Source organism: Rhodococcoides fascians A25f, from assembly GCF_000760935.2.
Taxonomy (GTDB): Bacteria; Actinomycetota; Actinomycetes; order Mycobacteriales; family Mycobacteriaceae; genus Rhodococcoides.
On sequence record NZ_CP049744.1, the window covers coordinates 666,557 to 684,519 of the forward strand.

The window sequence follows — 17,963 nt, forward strand, 5'->3', positions numbered from 1 at the left end:
GTCAACAAGCGTTGACCGAGAATTCGCTGACCCAGGAATTCGCTGACCACAGTGGGAGTACGTCATGAACCATTCGGACGTGATCGTCGTCGGTGCAGGTCCGGCGGGCTGCATGCTGGCGGGGGAACTCGCGCGTGCCGGCCGCTCGGTGACGGTGCTCGAGAAACACGATGCACCGTCACCGCTGTCGCGAGCTTTCGGAGTGCACGCCCGCACGCTGGAGGTCCTCGACAGTCGTGGTCTGGCCGAGGACCTGCTCACCACCGGAGCGCACGCCTCGGGACTGAAACTCTGGAACGGGCTGTCCCTCGACCTCGGCGTACTACCGTCGCAGTTTCCGTATCTGCTGGTCACACCACAGACCAACGTGGACTCTCGACTCGAGGAGTACGCGCGGGCATCCGGTGCGCGGATTCTGCGCGGGGTGACGGTCACCGGCCTCGAACAGGACGCCGACGGAGTCGTGGTGCGCGGGAGGGCGGCCGACGGCAGCGCGCAGGAATGGACGGCGTCGTATGCGGCCGGCACCGACGGGGTGCACAGTATCGTCCGCACGTCGATAGGACTCGACTTCCCCGGCAAGGAGTTGCTGCGGTCGATCATGCTCGCGGATGTCCGGTTGACCGATCCGCCCAACGGTCTGATCAACATCGGCGCGGGCAAGGACTGCTTTGCGTTCGTTGCGCCCTTCGGCGACGGCTGGTTCCGAGTGATTGCCTGCGACCGTACCGACACGGCAGATGTAGCTGCATCGGTCGACGAGACGCGGCTTCGCGACGTGGTGCGCCGTGCGATCGGAACCGACTACGGCTGGACCGACGTGCGATGGAGCTCGCGCTTCTCCTGCGACGAGAGGCAAGTCCGGCGCTACCGAGTGGGCCGAGTATTCCTGGCCGGCGATGCTGCGCACGTACATTCGCCTGCCGGGGGACAGGGCATGAACACCGGAATCCAGGACGCGATGAACCTCGGCTGGAAGCTGGCTGCCGTCCTCGGCGGTGCCGACCAGAAGATCCTCGACACCTATCACGACGAGCGGCATCCCGTGGGAAAGCTGGTGCTGCGCAGTAGCGGCGCGACGATCCGCATGTTGTTGCTGCGCTCGGTGGTAGCGCAGAAGCTACGCAACATCGTGTCCGCACGGGTGCTTCGTAGGCAACGTGCGGTCGGCAAGATCGCGGGCATGTTCTCGGGGGTGGGGATTTCGTACGCGCGCACCCGAGGTGACCATGCCCTGGTGGGTACCCGAGCCGTACGGATCCCGCTGAACCAGGGCACGGTCACCGACAGGCTTCGTGCGCACGACTTTCTGCTGATCGGCGAGAGCGACTGCAGTACAGCAGGTATCGCTCGTCGCACCGATGGAGGCCCAGCCGTTCTCGTCCGGCCCGACGGCTACATCGCGTGGGCCGGACGCTCCGAATCGGAGGAGTGGCAACAGGTTCTCGAACGATGGACCGGTCAGCCCTGCAGCAACGTGAACGAGTGCTCACGAATCAGGATCGACGGACCGCCCGCCTCGTACGCCTGATCGGGGTCGCTCGAGATCGACTGAGCCCACTTCCCTTCCGGCAGAGTGAATTCGACGGGTGACGGAGAAGCATTCACCATCCAGGCGAACGACGCGTCTCCCTCGCCGCCGCGCATGAGAACCAGAATGCTGTGCGCGTTGCCGTCGGTCCAGTCGTCGTCGGAGAGCTTTTCGCCGTCGGCGCGGTAGAAGTCGACGGTGTCCGGGCCGGCTCCTTCCTCGTCGGAATCGCTGTCGTGACGGAACCACGTGGGACGCAGTGCCGGGTGCTCGTCACGTAGCGCGATCAGATGCGTCGTGAAGTCGATGAGCTCCTGATCGGCTGCGCTCCAGTCGAACCAGGAGACCTCGTTGTCCTGGCAGTAGGCATTGTTGTTGCCGTTCTGCGTCCGGCCCAGCTCGTCTCCGCCGAGGATCATCGGCACTCCGGCCGACAGCAGCAGCGTCGCCAAGTGGTTGCGCTGCTGACGAGCGCGCAGTGCATTGACACCCTCGTCGTCGGTCGGTCCCTCGGCGCCGCAACCCCACGAGCGGTTGTCGGACTCGCCGTCCTGACTGTCCTCGCCGTTCTCCTCGTTGTGCTTGTCGTCGTAGGAGTTCAGGTCCGCCAACGTGAAGCCGTCGTGTGCGGTGATGAAGTTGACGCTCGCCAACGTGGGGCGCCGGGTGCTCTCGTAGACGTCGGGGCTGCCGGTGACGCGTTGCGCCAGAGCCGGGAGCGCGCCGCTCTCACCGCGCCAGAAGTCTCGAACGTCGTCGCGGAACTTGCCGTTCCACTCCGACCAGCGAGCCGGGAAGCCGCCGACCTGGTAGCCCTGGGTGTCCCACGGCTCGGCGATGAGTTTGACCGGAGCGAGCGTCGGGTCCTGATGCACGAGGCTCAGGAAAGCGCTGTGCACGTCCAGGTCCGAGTCCTGACGGGTCAGTGTGCTCGCGAGGTCGAACCGGAAGCCGTCGACGTGCATTTCCGTCACCCAGTACCGCAGCGAGTCCAGGATCAGCGCCAGCGCAGCGGGGTGGCCGACATTGAGACTGTTGCCGGTGCCGGTGGTGTCGTAGTACGCACTCCGGTCGTCGTCGACCAATCGGTAGTGCGAGCCGTTGTCGATTCCCTTGAGCGAGAGGGTCGGTCCGAGATGGTTGCCCTCGGCGGTGTGGTTGTAGACGACGTCGAGAATGACCTCGATGCCGTTGTCGTGCATGGCCTTGACCAGTGCTTTGAACTCGTCGACCTGGCCGCCGGTGTCGCCGTTGCTGCTGTATTCGTTGTGCGGTGCGAAGAAGCCGATGGAGTTGTAACCCCAGTAGTTGCGTCGGCCCTCTTCGAGCAGGTGCGAGTCCTGGACGAACTGGTGGATCGGCAGCAACTCCACTGCCGTGACCCCGATGCGCTTCAAGTGCGCAATAGCGGCGGGGTGGGCCAAGCCGGCGTACGTTCCCCGAATATCCTCGGGCACATCCGGATTGGTGGCAGTGAAGCCCTTGACGTGCACCTCGTAGACGACCGTCTTGTCCAACGGTGTGCGCGGCGACTCGTCACCGGACCAATCGAAATTCGACTGCACCGCAACGGAATACGGCATGTACGGAGCCGAGTCCTCGTCGTTGCGGGTCTCCGGCTCGGCGTGCAGGTGGCTGAACACCGATTCGTTCCAGTCGACCTGACCGGTGATGGCGGTGGCATACGGATCGAGCAGCAGCTTCGCCGCATTGTGCCGCAGGCCCGAGGCGGGATCCCACGGGCCGTCGACCCGCAGTCCGTAGCGGGCTCCCGGCGTCACATCGGGAACGAGATCGTGGAAGACATGACCGGTGCGAAGCGTCAACGGCGTTGTACTGCGCTCTGTTCCGTCGTCGTTCAGGACGACCACGGACACCGAGTCCGCGGTTTCGGAGTAGACGGCAAGGTTGGCACCGTCGTTCGACAGACGCGAGACGCCCAGGGGGTACGGGAGACTTGATGAGGAGGGCATGCTCGCCGCTGTACCCCCACGGGGGGTGTGCGAAACGCCTGCATACCGGTCGTTCGGCTAGTATCGATGCCGAGATTGCGCCGGCCGGAGACAAGCGGGACGCATGATGAGAAGGACGATGCGATGAATCCCCCTGAACCCGCCGACAGTGATGCCCGGCTGGACGAACTGTTTCCGGGTGACAACGCCACCGACACTCGGTTTCGTGAGCTCGACTGGACCGCCACGAAGCTCGGTCCGGTGGAGGAGTGGCCGCGGGAATTGGTGACCGCCATTCGCACCGTCATGCCGTCGACCATCCCGATGTTGATCTGGTGGGGACCGCACCTGGTGCAGATCTTCAATCACTCGTACACCGACTTTCTGGGCGACAAGTTTCCCGGGGCGGTAGGTCAGCAGGCCAGTGACTGCTGGTCCGAAATGTGGGACTACGTCGGAGGCCTGTGCGCGCAGGTGGTGGACGGCCGCGAGCCCGTGCACGGTGTTCGCCAGCTGTTCGTCATGGAGCGGTACGGCTACCCCGAAGAGACGTACTGGACCTTCTCGTACAGCCCGATCTTCGGGCCGGGCGGCACGGTGCTGGGTGTGTTCGTTGCCACGACGGAGGTGACGATGCAGGTGCTCGGCGAGCGGCGCATGCATGCGCTCCTCGCTCTCGGATCGTTGACCGGCGACGACACCGGTGGCCCCGTCGGCATCTGCCGCGCCGCAGTCGAGGCGCTGGGTAACGAAGCACGTGAGTTCCCTCTGGTGGCGGCGTACCTGCGACGCGATCTTGCCGACGACGGAGAACTCGAGCACATCGCGACCGCGGGTGCACTCGGCTGCGAGGCCGCTACCTGGGACCTCGCCGACGTTGTCGGGGTCTCGGACGGACGGATCGCTCGCGCGACCGTCGACGTGGACGGAACGGTCGAGAATGCGGTGATCGTTCCGCTGACGCTGGCCGGACACGCTCGACCCATCGGTGCGTTGCTGGTCGGAGTCGATGCATTTCGAGCCCGCGACGATTCCGCCACCTCGTTCTTGGTCGCAGTGGCCGAGCGAGTGTCCACGGCATTGACCGCCTCGCATGCTTTCGAGATGGAACGGCTTCGCGTCGCGGCGCTGGCTGAGGCCGACGAGGCCAAGACTCGACTGCTCGAGAACGTGGGACACGAGTTCAGGACTCCGCTCACCCTCTTGGCCGGCCCGCTGGACGCCGTGCGCGAGAGCACCACGTCGATCCTGACCGACTCCGACCGCGACTCCCTCGACGTCGTCCACCGTGCATCGACTCGGCTCCGTCGTCTCGTCGACGATCTGCTCGACGTCGTCAGCGCCGACGCCGGCCGACTGCGCGCCCGTCTCGAGCCCACCGACCTGGCCGCGGTGACGCGTGACTGTGCGTCGATGTTCGCGGCGGTGGTGTCGGATCAGGGCCTCGAGCTCGTGGTCGACGCGGCCGAGGACGTGGTCGTTCTCACCGACGGAGAGATGTGGGCGAAGGTCGTCTTCAACCTGGTCGCCAACGCCGTCAAATACACCCCGGCCGGTCGCATCTCCGTCCGCCTCGGAGCCGATGCGGACGCGATTCGGTTGGTCGTCGCGGACACCGGTCTCGGCATTCCCGAGGACGATCTGCCCCGAATATTCGATCGGTTCCACCGCGTCGAACGATCCGGTGCGCACAGCATCGAGGGGTCCGGGATCGGACTCGCGCTCGTGTCGGATCTGATCACGGCCCTGGACGGACGCATCGACGTCGACAGCCAGGTGGGTGTCGGTAGTACCTTCACCGTGCTCGTACCTCGACTGCCCGTCGAGTCGATCGCGGGCGTCGATCGACCGATCCCGGCTGTGGATTCGGTGTCCGCGATCTTCGCACCGCACGAACCGGCAACGGTCACGATCGACCGCGCGGACATACTGCTCGTCGAAGACAACATCGACATGCGCAACTACCTCGTCCGGCTGCTCACCGACGAAGGATGGACCATCACGACCGCGGGTGACGTCGAGACCGCGCTGGACCGCGCGCGCTCGACGACACCGGGACTGGTGCTCACCGACGTCATGCTGCCCGGACGCAGCGGACTGGACCTCGTCGGCGACATCCGCCGCGACGACGCCCTGCAGCGAGTGCCGGTGATCCTGCTGACTGCGAGGGCGGGAACCGACTTCGTGCTCGACGGCCTCGGGCGCGGTGCAGACGACTACATCGTCAAACCGTTCCACGACCGTGAGCTGGTGGCCCGAGTTCGAGTGCACCTCGAACTGTCCCGCATGCGCGAGCAATTGCTCGAAGAAAGCGACAACCAGACCGCGACGCTGCGCAGCGCCCTCGACACCCGCGCGGCCATCGGTCGTGCTGTCGGAATCCTGATGTCGGTGTACCGCATCGACGCCGACGCGGCCTTCGCGCAACTGACCGAACTGTCGCAGAACACCAACCGCAAAACCCGCGACCTGGCAACCATGATCGCCGACGACTTCACCGCTGGGCTCAGCCGCGAGGGTCAGTGATTGCGGCGGTAGTTCTCGCGCTCGCGTTGCATGTCGGCCATCTTCTTCTCACTCTTCAAATCTGCCGGTAGCCCATGGATTTCGAGGCGACGGGCGCGGTTCTGGTCCATGTAGGCGGCGGTGTAGAACAGCGCGAGCAGCAGACTGAGCAACACCATCGACGCGCGTAGCCAGATCGCTCCGGGGAAGAAGACGAAGAATCCGATGAAGATCGGCAGGAACGGAATCATCGACCGCAGGATGTGACGCGGCGTCGCACCCGGCCCGACGAGGTCGCGTCGAACCCAATCCTGCAGGGAATCGGGCAGTTTGCGGCCGAGGACGGCGTAGCCCAGCCATTGGCCGAAGGACGGTCGGTTCCGGTTCGTGTTCATGACAGTGCTCCTGCTGCGATGGCCGCGTCGTTGACACGGGTGAGGACGCGTCGAAGGTCGTCCAGTTCGGCCAGTGACGCGCCGAGCTTCTCCACGACAGCGGGCGGGATCTTCTCTGCTCTCGTTCTCAGTGCGGTCCCAGCCGGGGTGAGCGCGATCAGCAGGACGCGTTCGTCCTCGGGGCTGCGCGTGCGGGACAGTAGCCCCATCGATTCCAGACGCTTGAGGAGCGGTGAAAGCGTGGGCGAGTCGAGCTGCAACGCCGATCCGATGGCTTTGACCGACATCGGCGACTCGCCCCACAGTGCCAGCATCACCAAATATTGCGGATGCGTCAGCCCCATCGGCTCGAGCAGTGGCCGATACACCGACAGCACAGCACGGTTGGCGACGGCGAGCGCAAAACAGACTTGCCGATCGAGTGCGAGTGGATCGTCGGTGGTGTTCACGACAACCAGGCTAGCAGATTTAGTTAGTGCACGAATGGTTCGTGCAATAACAATCGCGGTCGAATCGAGAGTTGCGCCCGAAAAGCGCTGCAAAACAGGGAAACAGCTCCCACGGTGATGCGACGGCAGAGTCCCGGTCGGTCCAATTCGACGGACTTCGCATTCGACGTCATATCCCGTCCGAACTTGTGCGATGCTCCGTGTCGATTCGCTGTTTCCCTCGAAATTTCCCGGAGGATCGCCATGCGTCGTCGACGCATCTTCACCCCGTTCATCGTCGTTGCAGCGATGTCGTTGTCCTCGATCGGCGTGGCTGTCGCCGCTCCGGCCGACTCCGCTGCTCGCATCGTCGACACCGCGATCGCGTCCGACACCCTGCGCACGCTGAGTGTGGACTCGCCTGCCATGGGCGGAATCGTCGAGGTACAGGTGTTGACTCCGGCCGTGAAGACCGGATCGCGCCCGACGCTGTACATGCTCAGCGGCATCGGTGAAGAGGATCCGCACAACAGCATGTGGCTGCGCAAAGGTGGAGCCGCCGAATTCTTCGCCGACAAGAACATCAACGTCGTGCTGCCGTTGGCCGGTCCCGGCAGTTTCTACACGGACTGGCAGCGCGACGATCCGAAGCTCGGCCGGTACCAATGGGAGACGTTCCTGACGAAGGAACTTCCGCCGTTGATCGACGCAGCCGTGGACGGCAACGGACGCAACGCGATCGCGGGGCTGTCGATGGGTGCTCAATCGGCCATGATGCTGGCCGCACGTAACCCGGACGTCTACTCCGGGGTGGCGTCGTACAGCGGGTGCTTCGCGTCCTCGGAGCCGTTGGGCCAGGCAAGCATTCGGGCCATCGTCGGAGCCTTCGGTGGAAACGCCGACAACATGTGGGGCGGACCTCTCGATCCTGCCTGGGTGGAGCACGATTCGGTCGTCAATGCAGAGAGTCTGCGCGGCACCGACGTATACGTGTCGGTGGGAACCGGTGCACCGGGCCCGCACGAGAGTTTCGACAGCGCATCGGCATTGGATGTTGTGGTGGTCGGCGGTCTCATCGAGGTGGGGGCGAACTATTGCACCCACCGACTTGCGGACCGACTCGGTCAGTTGAACATCCCCGCCACCTTCGATTTCACCGAGACCGGGACTCACTCGTGGCCCTACTGGGTGGACCAGTTGCCCAAGAGTTGGCCGACGCTGGCAGGCTCGCTCGGGATCTGATGTCGCAGGGTTGCTCAGCGCAACGCGTAGCCGCCGTCCGGGTACAGGGTGGATCCGGTGGTATACGTCGAAGTCAGTAGGTAGACGACAGAATCGGCAATTTCGTGCTCGTGGCCGGGGCGACGTAACAGGGCATCGCGGCTGTACTGCTCGAAAGCTGCTGTACGAATGCTCTCTTCGCGCTGCAACCACAAGTGACCGTCGATGGTTCCCGGGGCAATCGCATTGACGCGAATCGGAGCCAGTTCGACGGCCAATCCGCGGGCGAGCCCCTCGATCGCTGCATTTGCTGCGACGTACGCGGGAGCCGGAGCGGGCGGGCGAACACTGGCAGCCCCCGACATCAGCACGATGGACGCATCAGCGGCCAGCAGTTCGAGGGCGGCCTTGACCACGCGGTACTGACCCCAGAACTTCGACTCGAACGGGGTGCTTGCATCGGTGATGCTGAGCTCCCGCATCGACCCGGTGCGGTAGCCGGCTGCTGTCGTGAAGATCCCGTCGACGGTGTCCACCGAGCGAAAGAACTGTTGGACCGACTCGTCTTCGGAGGTATCGACAGTCGCCCATCTCGTGTGTCCTCCCAGCCGGGAGGCAGCCTGTTCCAGGGTGGTGCTGGTACGGCCGCCCAGGACCACGCGGGCCCCGAGCCCAATCAGCTTCTCGGCGACGGCATAGCCGATTCCGGTTCCTCCGCCGATCAAAACGTAGGTGCGATTCGCGGTGGTGTTCACGCCGTCCAGCATCGCTTCACTCGGTGCGCGTCCGCCGCACAATGTGTGCGCGATCACAGAGAGTTTCGTAGAAGCACGGGAGTCATTTCGTGGCCGTACTGGGTGGGCGGCCCACGCCGGCAGGGTCATTGGGGATCTGGGCTCACCCGCGGTTGCTGTCGCGAAAGTCCTTGGGAGTGCAGCCGAAGCGCGCCCGAAAGGCACGGCTGAAGTGGGCCGGGTCGGTGAATCCCCAGGATGCAGCCAGGGCTCCGATGGTCGTGCGGGCATTCTGCGGTTCGCACAGAGCACGTTTGACGCCGTCGAGTCGCTGCATCCAGATCCACTCGCTGGCGGTACACGGCTCACCGGCGAAGGCTCGATGCACCGTGCTCAACGACAAGTGCAGCGAGGCAGCCACTTCCGTCACGGTCAGGTCCGGATCCCGCAGTCGCGCGGTCATCGCGCGCTTGATCTCGCCGAGTCTCTCGGACGCCGCATACGGTGCGGGCTTCTCGACTCCGGTGAGTCCGACCAGGCCCGCGACCAGGATGTACTCGACGCTCTGCGACACGGCCTCGGCCGAGGCCGTGCTCATGTCGGCGTCGTCCATGATCGACGAGATCATGCTGACGAGCAGTTTTCCCGCGCCGTGCCGCCCGGACACAGCCCGCGCGGTCAGCGAATTCGTATCCCGGACGAGCGTCCGTAGCGTTGCTCCGGGGAGCATCAGAACGTACTGAGCGAACGGGTCGTCGAAGCGAAGACTGTAGGGCCGGGTGGTGTCGTAGAGCGCGAAGTCCCCCGGTTGCAGGACCGCAGTTCGGTCGTCCTGGACGACGAACCCGGTTCCCGACGTCTGAACACTGACCAGGAAGTAGTCGTCACTGGTTCGGGAGATACCTGCAGGCGTCCGCAGCACGCTCTGCGCCGTCGCCGTCACCCGCGACAATCCGAGAGTCGCAAGCCCGGTCGACTCGATACGCCCGGTGATCGCAGACGCGTCCTCCGGAATCGTGCACTCGAGATCGACGTACGTCCGGCTCACCGCCGCCGTCCAGAAGTCGACGCTGTCGGCTTGGTCCACCGAATCGGTGCGCAGCGGATCGCCCATGTCAGGTACCTCCTGTCCGGTCACAGAGTAGAACGCTCCGCAGCGGTGCGCAGAAGACCTGTGCGGCCGTGGCAACCGAAGTACTCGAAGTACTGCTCGTCCGCCGCCGCGACGGTCACCTCGTGATAGAGCCTCAGGGAGGCAGCGGGGCCCATCGTCGACAGATACTTCAGTGCGGCACCGAAGATGGCCACGTGCGTCGGATGCGACTCGGCCCATGTCTCCAGATCGCTCAGGCTGCGCCACCAACTCATGCCGAACGATTTGTCGGTATCGGTGCCGTTGTCGGTCACGACGGTCATGTACCGGTTGGCGAAGCAGCCGATGGCCAGTCCGTCGTCGCGGAGAAAGTCCATGCCGGCACGCAACACCGGTTCGACGTCTCGCAGGTACATCTCCCGTTCGGCCCCGGCCGTATCGGCCCAGTCCTGCCCGGATCGGATGAGGCAGAGGTTCTCCTGCGGCACGATCCTGACTCTGTCGCCCTCGCGGACGATCTCCGGATCCCCACTGGGAGCAAGCGAGTCGTTCTGCGACAACGGGATTCGATCTCGAACCCCGCCCCAGTAGGCATGCTCGACGATGGTCCCGCTGAGTGAATCGGTCAGAGTGGCAACACCTTCCATTCGTCCGGTGGAGGAGAACAGTGTCTCGTAGCGGTCGACGGTCGGTCTGATGATCTCGACGAAGCGACCTCGGACGCTCGTCCAGTGTCGGCCGACGGTGTCGAACCAGCGGTCGAACGTTGCCACGTCGTCCCAGTAGCCGATGAACACCGTCGTGTCGGTGCCTTCCTCGTCGGTGTAGCGCGCCCGGTCCGTCCGGGGTGGACCTTCGTCACCCCACGGGGAGGCGTCGGGCATGCTCTGTATTCCGAAGTAGCCCATGACGACTCGCTCGGTGGACACCGGAAAGCGGGCGACGTACGACGGGAAGGGCGGCTGGTAGCCCTCGGGTGTGCTGCGCGGACACGACCGTGGAACGACGAGATGATCGGGTATCGCGGATTCGAGCTCAGACATGGGCGGCGTCCTCGTCGTGAGCGAGCTGCTCGGTGATCTCGAGACGTACCTCGGCGGCGTCCTCGGTGAAGTCGTAGCGCGCGTTCGCGACTGGCTGCGCACCCGACACGACGCGGTCGCCGGGAGTCTTGTCGAGCCACAGTCTCGTCACGTCCGGACGCGAATAGTGGCCGGCCGGGTCGGCGGCAGCCTTGGCGATCGAGATCAGGCTGGTGTCGATGTCGGCGTAGACGATGCCCTCCTCATCGTGTGCAAGCGGCTCGTGCATCAGTTGGCCGTCGGGCGCGAAGATGCGGGCATGACCGCCGCCCGCGGTGAGCATCGCACGCTTGGCGTCGTCGGTGCACATGATGTCGATCATCTCGGGCGAGACCGTCGCGCACGGGCTGATGACGAAACAGCCACCTTCGACGGCGTAGATGCGGCTGGCAGCCGTGTTGACCTCGGGCCCGAGGGCATAGGCCGCCCCGGTGTACAGCGAGAAGCTGGGCCACGCTCCGATGTGAACCTGCTCGTTCTGGGCGTACATCGCGTACTTCGACAGTGGCTGCAAGTGCTCCCAGCAGCACAGTGCGCCGACGCGTCCGAGGTCGGTCTCGTACACCGACAGATCGGATCCGTCGCCCTCGCCGTACACGGTGCGTTCGACGTGAGTCGGCTTGAGCTTGCGACGCATGGCGACGGTCTTGCCTTCCGCGTCGATGATCCACTGGGCGATGTAGAGGCTGGCCTTGTACCGCTCGCTCAGACCCATCACGACCATGATGTGATTGTCCTTGGCGGCCTGCGCAATTCGAGCTGCCTGCGGTGTCCCGTACTCGAGTGAGTTGTCGAAATAGCGCTGCGTGAACTGGAATCCCCATGCCGGTGCGTCGAGCCAGATGTACCAGGGGTAGCCGGGCAGGTAGGTCTCGGGAAACGCGACGAGCTCGGCTCCGGCGCGAGCTGCGTCCTCGATCAGGCCGATCGCCTTGTCGATCGAGGCGTCGAGATCGAGGAAGATCGGCGCGGCCTGGACTGCTGCGGCGCGGAACTGATGGTGGTTCATGGAAGGGCCTTTCGTTGGGGAGTGCCCCAGTTTTGCCTGCTGAAAGGCCGTTCGATGGCCTCGTCGTGTCGGAAAAATTGACTCTCCGTCGCACGCCGGGGCGGCGAAACACGGTGGTAACCGGGTCCCGATGTCTCGACACACGATCGTCACGCGCGGAGGTCGATCGGTGGTGCGCATCTATCGCACAATGTGTGCGCGATCACACAAGACCTCCGAGCCGCCGCGGGCGCAATCTGGGAACGGACACGCCACAGGTGCCGTGATCGGCACCCGAGAAGGAGCTTTGACATATGACCGCAGTACAGGAATCGGCCGCACCGTCGTTGCCGACCGGCACCGCCACCGAGCTCTACATCGCAGGGCAGTGGCGCGGTGCATCCGACGGAGGCACCTTCACCGATATCAACCCCACCACGGAACAGCCCTTGGCCGAGGTTGCTGCGGCCACCGCCTCGGACGTCGATGCCGCGGTGCGTGCGGCCCGCGCACAACTGGGTGGCGAGTGGGGCGCAACCCCCGGTGCGACTCGGGGGAAGCTGCTCAACCGGATCGCCGACCTCATCGAGCGGGACGGTGATCTCTTGGCGCGGCTGGAGGCTCTCGATGTGGGCAAGCCGGTGGGTCAGCCGGCGATGCTCGACATCCCCAATGCCGCAGCCACTTTCCGGCACTTCGCCGGGTGGGCCGACAAGATCACCGGCAGCTCCATCCCCACTGCAGGCTACTTCGGGCAGCCGACGCACTCGTACACCGTTCGCGAGCCCGTCGGTGTGATCGGCATGATCGTTCCCTGGAACACCCCGCTGATGATCGCCGGGTGGAAGCTCGCGCCTGCGCTGGCGGCTGGAAACACCGTGGTGATCAAGCCGCCGGAGGACGCGCCGTTGTCCATCCTGCATCTGGCTCGTCTGATCGACGAGGCGGGCGTACCTGCCGGAGTGGTCAATGTTGTTCCGGGACTGGGGGAAGTGACGGGCGACGCGTTGGTCGGCCATCCGGACGTCGACAAGATCAGCTTCACCGGCAGCCCGCGGGTCGGCAAGCTCATCGCCAAGAAAGCCGCCGACACATTCAAGCGGACCACGCTCGAGCTCGGCGGCAAGTCGCCGCAGATCATTCTCGAGGATGCGGATCTCGAGGCAGCGATCAACGGAACCGCGATGGGACTGTTCTTCAACCAGGGCCAGGTGTGTGCTGCCGGCACCCGAGTGCTGGTGCATCGCTCGCTGTACTCGCAGGTGGTCGACGGCCTGGCCGCCGCGGCATCGGCGCAGGTACTGGGCGATCCCTTCGATCCGTCGACGACAATGGGTGCACTGGTCAACGCCACGCAGCGGGACACGGTTCTGGGGTACATCCAGGCCGGACGCGACGGCGGAGCTCGAGTGGCGGCCGGTGGCAGTCGACCCGACGGTGCAGGCTATTTCGTCGAGCCGACGATCTTCGCCGACGCCGACAACGGCATGAAGATCGCGCAGGAAGAGATCTTCGGACCCGTCGGCACGGTGATTCCCTTCGATACGGCCGATGAGGCGATCGCCATCGCCAACGACACCGTGTACGGATTGGCCGCCTCGATCTGGACCCGCGACGTGTCGAGGGCGCACACCCTGGCCGGGCAGGTTCGTTCCGGTGCGGTGTGGGTGAACGGTTGGGCAGCAATCGATCCCGCGCTCCCGTGGGGCGGCATGAAGTCCAGTGGCACCGGCCGCGAACTGGGATGGGCCGGAATCGAGGCCAACACCGAGGAGAAAGTCGTCACGATCGTTCTCTAGAGCTGACGCAGGTGAGCGGAACTTCGTAGCAGGGGTCGAGGTTCCGCTCACCTGGGGTAACGCGGTGTTTACCGAAGGAAACTCGGTTCGTAACGAGCAGGTCGCAAGATTTAGTTCAACGGACGTAGAACAACGTCCGAACGGATCGGAAGGCGATGATGACGATGCCCGAACCCTAGGTCTGCGCGGGGAGCCGCTACCGTAGGGCTGTGCCCAAGCTCGTGGATCACGACGAACGCCGCCGCGCGATCACCGCGGCAACCTGGCGTTTGATCGCTGCCAAGGGGATCGATGCCGCGAACATGCGGGACATCGCGACCGAGGCGGGATACACGAACGGCGCGCTGAGCCACTACTTTGCGGGCAAGGACGAGATTCTCCGAACCGCGTTCGAGCACGTCTTCGAGGCGACGAACCGTCGTATCGACGAAGCCCTCGGCGAGGCAACAGGATTCGATGCCCTTCGCATCTTCTGCCGAGAAGTGATGCCGACGACCGACGAGACTCTGCTCGAGGCGAGAATTGCAGTCTCGCTGTGGCAGCGCGCGATGTACGACGAGCACATGGACGAGACCAACCGTCGGTCCCTGGTGTCGTGGCGGACGCGGATGGCAGAGTTTCTCGAGCAGGCTCGCGCGGAAGGCGATGCCGGTGACTTCGATGTCGATCTCGCCGTCGAAACGTTGCTCAACATGATGATGGGCATGCAGATTCTCGGCGTGCTCACCCCTGACGACACCACCGCCGATCGGCAGTTCCAGATGCTCGATCGGTTCATAGCTCAGCTGTAACCACCCTGTGTGCGGGTGACTCGCGCCTTTCCGCATGCCTTCGTTATTCAACGTCTGTAGAACCAACACCCGACCTCGAGGAACACCCATGCCAACCCTTACGCCCCACGCAATCGACCACGCCTTGTCGTTGCCCACCGAAGACGAGATCGCACAGGTTCGAGACATCGTCGACGCCGCCGGATTCGTCACGGCCGCAACCCGGTTCGTCTACGTCGGACTCGACGAACCGGACAAGTCCGAGCTGTACGTCGAGGAACCGACCACCCGACGCACCTATCGAGTGCTGCTGCACGACATCTCGACCCCCGATGCCGTCGACGTTCTCGTCTCCCTCGACGAGCGTCAGGTTATCGGCTCTACTCGGCTCGACGCGATCCGTGACGGCCAGATGCCGGTGCTCGACGAGGAATTCGAGCTCGTCGAGAGTGTGCTGTCCACCGACCCCGCCTGGCTCGCCGCGCTGGCCGCCCGCGGACTGGACGTGGCCGATGTTCGAGTGGCACCCCTGTCTGCCGGGGTGTTCGACTACCCGGGCGAGCATGGCCGACGCATACTGCGCGGCTTGGCCTTTCGTCAGGACCACCCCGCCGATCATGCGTGGGCGCATCCCATCGACGGGCTGGTTGCGTTCGTCGACGTGATGAACCGGACGGTGGACAGGGTCGTCGATCTCGGTGCGGTCCCCATCCCTGAGGAATCGGGAAACTTCGACGATCTGTCCGTCACCGGCCCGCTGCGCACCACGCAGAAGCCGATCGAGATCACCCAACCCGAGGGGCCGAGTTTTACGGTTCGAGGCAATCGCGTCGACTGGGAGAAGTGGTCCTTCCGCGTCGGTTTCGACGTCCGCGAGGGTCTGGTGCTGCACCAGATCGGGTTCGAGGACCACGGTACCGTTCGCCCGATCATCCATCGCGCATCGATCGCCGAAATGGTTGTCCCTTATGGCGATCCATCGCCGGTGCGGTCGTGGCAGAACTACTTCGACACCGGTGAGTACCTGGTGGGACGGTATGCGAACTCCCTCGAACTCGGCTGCGACTGCGTCGGGGACATCACGTATTTCGATGCTGTGATCGCCGACGAATTCGGGAATCCGAAAACGTTGACCAATGCCGTGTGCATGCACGAGGAGGACTTCGGGGTGCTGTGGAAGCACACCGATCTGTGGTCGGGCTCGCACGAGACCCGCCGCCAGCGCCGACTTGTGATCTCCTTCTTCACCACCATCGGCAACTACGACTACGGCTTCTTCTGGTACCTGTACCTCGACGGCACCATCGAATTCGAGGTCAAAGCAACCGGAATCGTGTTCACGTCCGGGCATCCCGGTGGTGACTACCCCTACGCAACAGAGATCGCCCCTGGACTCGGAGCGCCGTGTCACCAGCACCTGTTCAGCGCGCGACTCGACATGATGGTCGACGGCATCGGCAACTCCGTCGAGGAGATCGAGACCCGCCGGGTGCCGATGGGGCCGGACAACCTGCACGGCAACGCCTTTGCTCTGCAACACACCCCGCTCGCCACCGAATCCGAGGCCCAACGCGTTGCCGACGGTACGGTCGGCCGCGTCTGGCACGTCACCAATCCCACCTCGTTGAGCCGGCTCGGAAAGCCGGTCGGATACACATTGCACCCCGAGGGTCAGCCGCTGCTGCTGGCCGATGACAACTCGTCGATCGCACGACGGGCCACGTTCGCCACCAAGCATCTGTGGGTGACGCAGTTCGACCGGAGCGAACGTTATGCCGCAGGCGATTTCGTCAACCAACATCACGGGGGAGCGGGCCTGCCTGCATTCGTGGCATCGAACCGTAGCCTCGTCGACGAGGACATCGTGCTGTGGCACACGTTCGGGCTCACCCATTTCCCGCGTCCCGAGGATTGGCCGATCATGCCGGTGGACTACACCGGCTTCAAGTTGAAGCCTGCAGGATTCTTCGACCGCAACCCCACCCTCGACGTGCCGCGCTCGACGTCTACGCACTGTGCCGTCTCCAGTTGCGCAGGCGGTGAGCAGAATGTCTGAAACACAGTCGAATTCGGCAGGCGCACTGCGCGGTTCCATCGGCGTCGTCGGGATCGTGTTCCTGGTCATCGCCGCTGCGGCACCGTTGACCGCCATCGGTGGTGCTCTACCGGTCATGATTGCGACGGGCAACGGGGCAGGCGCTCCGCTCGCCTACATCGTCGCGGCGATCGTCCTGCTGATCTTCAGCGTCGGCTACGCGGCCATGAGCCGACACATGGTGGACACCGGTGCGTTCTACGCCTACGTGGAGAAGGGGCTCGGGAGAACCATGGGCCTCGGCGCTGCGGGTCTGGCGCTGCTGACCTATACCGCCATTCAAGCGGGCATCTACGGCCTCGCTGCGTCGACCGTCGACAGCCTCGTGGTGAAGTACGGCGGTCCCGATCTTCCGTGGTGGGTCTGGGCGCTCGGCCTCGTCGCGATCGTGGCGCTACTCGGCTACCGCAGCATCGATCTCGGTGCCAAGGTGCTCGGGGTCCTGCTGGTGCTCGAGATCGGCATCATCGTGATCCTGTCGGTCGCGGTGTTCGCCAAGGGCGGTGCCGCCGGCATCGACGTCGAATCCTTCACTCCCTCGGCCTTCTTCAGCGGATCCCCGGGAATCGCCCTGATGTTCGCCATTGCGTCGTTCATCGGTTTCGAGGCCACCGCGATCTACGGTGAGGAGGCACGTAACCCCACGCGGACCGTTCCGATCGCGACCTACGCCGCTGTCGTCACCATCGGATTGGTGTATGCGGTGTCGAGTTGGGCCGTGGTGCTCGCCTTCGGCAGTGCGTCCGTCGCGCAGGCCGCTGCCGACGACACGGCGGGATTGACCTTCGCGGCTGCAGCCCAGTACCTGGGCCCGATGTCGGCGGACATCATGGAAATCATGTTGGTCACCAGTCTGTTCGCCGCCCTTCTCGCGTTCCACAACGCGATCGGCCGGTACGTCTTCGCGCTCGCTCGTAAAGGTGTCGCCCCGTCGATGCTGGCGCGCACGCACTCTCGGCACGGCTCCCCACACATGGGGTCACTGTTCCAAACAGCCTCGGCGACGGTGGTTCTCGTGGTCTTCGCGGCCGCAGGCGCAGATCCGGTGTTGGAGCTGTTCACCTGGATGTCAGGACTGGCCACCGTGAGCATCCTGGTCCTGATGATCCTGACAGGCGCAGCGATCATCGCGTTCTTTCGTCGATCGACCGTGGACAGACGCACCTGGCACACCCTTGTCGCCCCGGCGCTCGGAACCATGGGTCTGGTGGCGATCCTCGGTCTCGTGTTGGACAATTTCACGCTGTTGATCGGTGGTTCCGAAGTGCTCGCCGCCCTGTTGCTGATCGTCGTGGTGGCATTCTTCGTGGGAGGAACAGTGACGGCACGAGTGACTCGGAGTCGAACCCTCGAGACGACGGAGGTCTGAC

At 64.5% G+C, this 17,963-nt stretch carries 14 protein-coding genes; 7 read left to right on the forward strand and 7 right to left on the reverse strand.

Going from position 1 to position 17,963, the window contains the following annotated elements; genetic code table 11:
• The first annotated feature begins 64 nt into the window (after positions 1–64).
• On the forward strand, positions 65–1,531 hold the full coding sequence (locus BH93_RS03090) for an FAD-dependent oxidoreductase (protein WP_080739166.1): 1,467 nt from the start codon (positions 65–67) through the stop codon (positions 1,529–1,531).
• On the opposite strand, the gene glgX is transcribed toward BH93_RS03090, so the two are convergent.
• Entirely contained in the window at positions 1,462–3,504 is a 2,043-nt protein-coding gene (gene glgX / locus BH93_RS03095) for a glycogen debranching protein GlgX (protein ID WP_037175716.1), read from the reverse strand. The genes BH93_RS03090 and glgX overlap by 70 nt on opposite strands.
• Before the next feature lie 123 nt (positions 3,505–3,627).
• Here glgX and BH93_RS03100 point away from each other — a divergent pair, with 123 nt between their 5' ends.
• A complete protein-coding gene (locus BH93_RS03100; protein WP_037175717.1) occupies positions 3,628–6,009 on the forward strand; it encodes an ATP-binding protein in 2,382 nt (793 codons plus the stop codon).
• Here the strand turns inward: BH93_RS03100 and BH93_RS03105 are convergent.
• Both BH93_RS03105 and BH93_RS03110 read right to left on the reverse strand, forming a co-directional pair.
• Positions 6,003–6,383, reverse strand: coding sequence for a DUF5313 family protein (locus BH93_RS03105; protein ID WP_037175718.1), 381 nt, complete (start codon positions 6,381–6,383; stop codon positions 6,003–6,005). The two genes, BH93_RS03100 and BH93_RS03105, sit on opposite strands and share 7 nt — an antisense overlap.
• Positions 6,380–6,832 (reverse strand): MarR family winged helix-turn-helix transcriptional regulator, encoded by a 453-nt coding sequence (locus tag BH93_RS03110; protein WP_155291058.1) that lies wholly within the window; start codon positions 6,830–6,832, stop codon positions 6,380–6,382. The genes BH93_RS03105 and BH93_RS03110 overlap by 4 nt, the downstream gene beginning before the upstream one ends.
• 243 nt (positions 6,833–7,075) lie before the next feature.
• Here BH93_RS03110 and BH93_RS03115 point away from each other — a divergent pair, with 243 nt between their 5' ends.
• A complete protein-coding gene (locus tag BH93_RS03115) occupies positions 7,076–8,053 on the forward strand; it encodes an alpha/beta hydrolase (protein WP_037175720.1) in 978 nt (325 codons plus the stop codon).
• A 14-nt stretch (positions 8,054–8,067) separates the two neighbouring features.
• Here BH93_RS03115 and BH93_RS03120 read toward each other — a convergent pair whose 3' ends face one another.
• From BH93_RS03120 to BH93_RS03135, 4 genes are all read right to left on the reverse strand, one after another.
• Complete coding sequence (locus BH93_RS03120) at positions 8,068–8,799, reverse strand: SDR family oxidoreductase (RefSeq protein ID WP_037176863.1); 732 nt, start codon at positions 8,797–8,799, stop codon at positions 8,068–8,070.
• Between the two features lie 130 nt (positions 8,800–8,929).
• Complete coding sequence (locus BH93_RS03125; protein ID WP_037175722.1) at positions 8,930–9,880, reverse strand: helix-turn-helix domain-containing protein; 951 nt, start codon at positions 9,878–9,880, stop codon at positions 8,930–8,932.
• Positions 9,881–9,900: 20 nt separating this feature from the next.
• The gene (locus BH93_RS03130) at positions 9,901–10,902 is read right to left on the reverse strand and encodes a phenylacetaldoxime dehydratase family protein (protein ID WP_037175724.1); all 1,002 of its coding nucleotides are present in this window, start codon (positions 10,900–10,902) and stop codon (positions 9,901–9,903) included.
• Positions 10,895–11,950, reverse strand: a complete 1,056-nt coding sequence (locus tag BH93_RS03135) for a carbon-nitrogen hydrolase family protein (protein WP_037175726.1) — start codon at positions 11,948–11,950, stop codon at positions 10,895–10,897. The genes BH93_RS03130 and BH93_RS03135 overlap by 8 nt, the downstream gene beginning before the upstream one ends.
• Before the next feature lie 293 nt (positions 11,951–12,243).
• Here BH93_RS03135 and styD point away from each other — a divergent pair, with 293 nt between their 5' ends.
• The 4 genes from styD (at position 12,244) to BH93_RS03155 (ending at position 17,962) form a co-directional block, all read left to right on the forward strand.
• Complete coding sequence (gene styD / locus BH93_RS03140) at positions 12,244–13,728, forward strand: phenylacetaldehyde dehydrogenase StyD (protein WP_037175728.1); 1,485 nt, start codon at positions 12,244–12,246, stop codon at positions 13,726–13,728.
• Between the two features lie 221 nt (positions 13,729–13,949).
• Complete coding sequence (locus BH93_RS03145) at positions 13,950–14,519, forward strand: TetR/AcrR family transcriptional regulator (RefSeq protein ID WP_080730754.1); 570 nt, start codon at positions 13,950–13,952, stop codon at positions 14,517–14,519.
• Positions 14,520–14,607: 88 nt separating this feature from the next.
• On the forward strand, positions 14,608–16,554 hold the full coding sequence (locus tag BH93_RS03150) for a primary-amine oxidase (RefSeq protein ID WP_037175730.1): 1,947 nt from the start codon (positions 14,608–14,610) through the stop codon (positions 16,552–16,554).
• Positions 16,547–17,962, forward strand: a complete 1,416-nt coding sequence (locus BH93_RS03155) for an APC family permease (protein ID WP_037175732.1) — start codon at positions 16,547–16,549, stop codon at positions 17,960–17,962. The genes BH93_RS03150 and BH93_RS03155 overlap by 8 nt, the downstream gene beginning before the upstream one ends.
• Position 17,963: the final 1 nt, after the last annotated feature.

What these genes read in the sequence shown, in the direction of transcription:
- BH93_RS03120 (WP_037176863.1), bottom strand. Translation starts at nt 8,799, where the DNA reads ATGCTGGACGGCGTGAACACCACCGCGAATCGCACCTACGTTTTGATC.
- BH93_RS03150 (WP_037175730.1), top strand. Translation starts at nt 14,608, where the DNA reads ATGCCAACCCTTACGCCCCACGCAATCGACCACGCCTTGTCGTTGCCC.
- BH93_RS03105 (WP_037175718.1), bottom strand. Translation starts at nt 6,383, where the DNA reads ATGAACACGAACCGGAACCGACCGTCCTTCGGCCAATGGCTGGGCTAC.
- BH93_RS03100 (WP_037175717.1), top strand. Translation starts at nt 3,628, where the DNA reads ATGAATCCCCCTGAACCCGCCGACAGTGATGCCCGGCTGGACGAACTG.
- BH93_RS03155 (WP_037175732.1), top strand. Translation starts at nt 16,547, where the DNA reads ATGTCTGAAACACAGTCGAATTCGGCAGGCGCACTGCGCGGTTCCATC.
- BH93_RS03135 (WP_037175726.1), bottom strand. Translation starts at nt 11,950, where the DNA reads ATGAACCACCATCAGTTCCGCGCCGCAGCAGTCCAGGCCGCGCCGATC.
- glgX (WP_037175716.1), bottom strand. Translation starts at nt 3,504, where the DNA reads ATGCCCTCCTCATCAAGTCTCCCGTACCCCCTGGGCGTCTCGCGTCTG.
- BH93_RS03130 (WP_037175724.1), bottom strand. Translation starts at nt 10,902, where the DNA reads ATGTCTGAGCTCGAATCCGCGATACCCGATCATCTCGTCGTTCCACGG.
- BH93_RS03125 (WP_037175722.1), bottom strand. Translation starts at nt 9,880, where the DNA reads ATGGGCGATCCGCTGCGCACCGATTCGGTGGACCAAGCCGACAGCGTC.
- BH93_RS03115 (WP_037175720.1), top strand. Translation starts at nt 7,076, where the DNA reads ATGCGTCGTCGACGCATCTTCACCCCGTTCATCGTCGTTGCAGCGATG.
- styD (WP_037175728.1), top strand. Translation starts at nt 12,244, where the DNA reads ATGACCGCAGTACAGGAATCGGCCGCACCGTCGTTGCCGACCGGCACC.
- BH93_RS03090 (WP_080739166.1), top strand. Translation starts at nt 65, where the DNA reads ATGAACCATTCGGACGTGATCGTCGTCGGTGCAGGTCCGGCGGGCTGC.